Annotated in this window: 4 protein-coding genes; all 4 read left to right on the forward strand. The window is 67.5% G+C overall.

The window, feature by feature from the left end:
- A partial coding sequence (locus tag VFI59_02090) for a hypothetical protein (GenBank protein ID HET6712486.1) occupies positions 1 to 391 on the forward strand: 391 nt, incomplete at its 5' end.
- Positions 392 to 422: 31 nt separating this feature from the next.
- The gene (locus VFI59_02095; protein HET6712487.1) at positions 423 to 1,328 is read left to right on the forward strand and encodes an ABC transporter permease; all 906 of its coding nucleotides are present in this window, start codon (positions 423 to 425) and stop codon (positions 1,326 to 1,328) included.
- On the forward strand, positions 1,328 to 2,185 hold the full coding sequence (locus VFI59_02100; protein HET6712488.1) for an ABC transporter permease: 858 nt from the start codon (positions 1,328 to 1,330) through the stop codon (positions 2,183 to 2,185). The genes VFI59_02095 and VFI59_02100 overlap by 1 nt, the downstream gene beginning before the upstream one ends.
- Before the next feature lie 44 nt (positions 2,186 to 2,229).
- A partial coding sequence (locus VFI59_02105; GenBank protein HET6712489.1) for a magnesium chelatase occupies positions 2,230 to 2,718 on the forward strand: 489 nt, incomplete at its 3' end.

Consider the following 2,718-nt stretch of genomic DNA (forward strand, 5'->3'; position numbering starts at 1 on the left):
GAAGGAGGAGGTCTGGATCGGGTACGCGTGGCCGGACACGGTCGGGTACGCCGACGCCGCTGGGATGAATTACCTGTACATGGAGCCCAAGGAGGGCCGGGTCTCGTGGGTGTGCGGGATGGGCCTCGCCAAGGACACGCCGAACTACTTCCATGCACACGAGTACGTCGATTCGTGGGCGAGCAAGAAGGCGGCGGAGTTCCTTCTCGCTTGGTACTACTACGGTCACACGAACACCGAGGCCGACCTGTCGTTCGTCTCGCCCGGTGTCGTGCAGGCGCTGGTGCTCGACGACCCGACGGTCCTCGATCCCCCACGAGCCATCCCCGAGTCCTACATCCCGCGACGGGACGTCTACCAGCAGTACTGGAGCGAGGTGCTGGCGTCCTGACGCCAGCGAACACCGGGCCCCGGTAGCGGCCGTGGCGACCCAGGACGCCGCCGCATCGGCCAAACACTGGCGGCGGCGCGAACGCGGTGTCACCGCGGGGCTGCTGTCGGCGCCGATGCTCTGGTTGCTCCTGTTCTTCGTGGCCCCGGTCCTGTACGTCGCGTCCTACAGCGTCGGGGCCATCGAGCTGTTCCCCACCGACACCGGGGTGATCTCGCTCGACGACTGGCGTCGATTCCTGGGCGGCGGCTCGATCTACCTCGGGTTGTTCTGGAAGTCGGTCCGGATGTCGCTCACCGTCTCGGTGGTCGTGGTGCTGCTCGCCTACCCGATCGGCTACTTCCTCGCGCTCTGCGTGCGCAAGCTGAAGTACGTGCTGCTCCTGGTCATCATCGTCCCGTTCCTCACGAGCTTCCTCCTGCGCGTCCTCGCGTGGAAGGTGATGCTGGGCGATCGCGGCGTGGTCAACTCGGCGCTGGTCTCGCTCCACGTCCTGCCCGCGGATCAGCCGATCGAGTGGCTGCTCTACAGCCAGTTCACCGTGATGCTGGTCCTTGCCTACGTGTGGATCCCGTTCGTCGCGCTGCCCATCTTCGTGAGCCTGAACAACCTCGATCGCAGCCTGCTCGAGGCGGCGAGCGATCTCGGCGCCAGCCGTCTGCGGACGTTCCTCCGGGTGACCCTCCCGCTGAGCGCCCCCGGGCTCGTCGCGGCGTTCGTGTTCGTATTCATCCCGACGATCGGCGAGTTCGTGACGCCGCTCCTCGTCGGAGGCACCAGCGGGTACATGTACGGCAACGCGATCCAAGACCTGTTCACGCGGGGTCTGGACTGGCAGAGCGGCTCCGTGCTGGCGATGTTCCTGCTGATCGTCGTCGCCGGCCTGATGGCGCTGTTCGGCCGGTACGTGCAGGTCCGGACCGTGGCGGCCGACTGATGGAGATCGCGACCTCGAAGACCGGACGGGTCTCGCTCACCGTGTTCTTCTGGCTGCTCGTCATCTTCCTCTACCTGCCGATCGCAGTCCTCGCGCTGTTCTCGTTCAACGACGGCGATCCATCGTTCCCGTTGGAGGGCTTCACTACCCACTGGTACGGCGACGTCCTGTCGAACGACATCCTGGTCGGAGCGCTCGGCAGGAGCGCTGCGGTCGCGGCGATCTCGAGCCTCATCGCGGTGACGCTCGGCGTGCTGACCTCGTTCGCTCTCCTGCGGAGGCGGTTCTTCGGCAAGCCCGTCGTCTCGGCGCTGGTCTTCTCGCCGCTCGTGATCCCGTACCTCGTGTTCGGGATCTCGCTGCTCCTGCTCTTCACGCTGGTCGACAAGGTCCTGACCCAGTCGTTCGGCATCTACATCGGGCTCGGGCTGCACGCGGTCGTGATCGGCCACGTCGTGGTGGCGCTGCCGTACACGATCCTCACGATCATGCCGCTCCTGGAACGGCTCAGCGTGTCGCTCGACGAGGCGGCGAAGGATCTGGGCGCGAACCCGAGGGAGACCTTCCGCCGCGTCACGCTGCCGCTGCTGATGCCCGCGCTCATCTCGGCGTTCCTCGTGGCGTTCACGCTCTCGTTCGACGAGTTCGCGATCGCCTCCTTCCTCGCCGGGACCCAGCAGACGTGGCCGGTCTACCTGTTCGCCCAGCTCCGGGTCCCGAGCCTGCTGCCCCAGCTCATCGCCGTCTCCTCGGTCGTGTTCATCGCCTCGATGCTGCTGGTGCTGTCTGCGGAGATCGGCCGCCGCCTGGCCGAACGCCGATACGGGAGCGAGTACACGGCCCGCGGCCTCGGGTAGCGGGGGTCAGCCCTTCGCGCCGGAGCCGGTACGCTGAGATGTCCATGCCCGCTCCTTCCACGATCGCCGAGCTCCGCGCGTCCGGGTTCCCGGACCGGAGCGTGAAGGATGAGCTGCGCGCCAACCTGCTCGAGCGCCTCGGCGCCGGTACCCCGTTGTTCCCGCAGGTGGTCGGGTTCGGGGACTCGGTGCTCCCGGTGCTCGAACGCGGGATCCTCGCCGGTCACGACCTCGTCATCCTCGGCGAGCGTGGGCAGGCGAAGACACGTCTGATCCGTCAGCTCGTCGACCTCCTGGACGAGCAGACACCCGCGATCGCCGGGTGCGAGGTCAACGACCACCCGTACCGCCCGATCTGCGCCTCGTGTCGCGCGCTCGTCGCGGAGGAGGGTGACGCCGTCCCGCTCCGGTGGATCGGCCGGCAGGACCGATACGCAGAGAAGCTCGCCACCCCCGATACGAGCGTGGCCGACCTGATCGGCGACGTCGACCCGATCCGGGTGGCCGAGGGCCGCTACCTCGCCGACGAGCTC

The organism is Actinomycetota bacterium (assembly GCA_035697485.1).
In the GTDB taxonomy this organism is placed as follows: Bacteria; Actinomycetota; UBA4738; order UBA4738; family HRBIN12; genus JAOUEA01.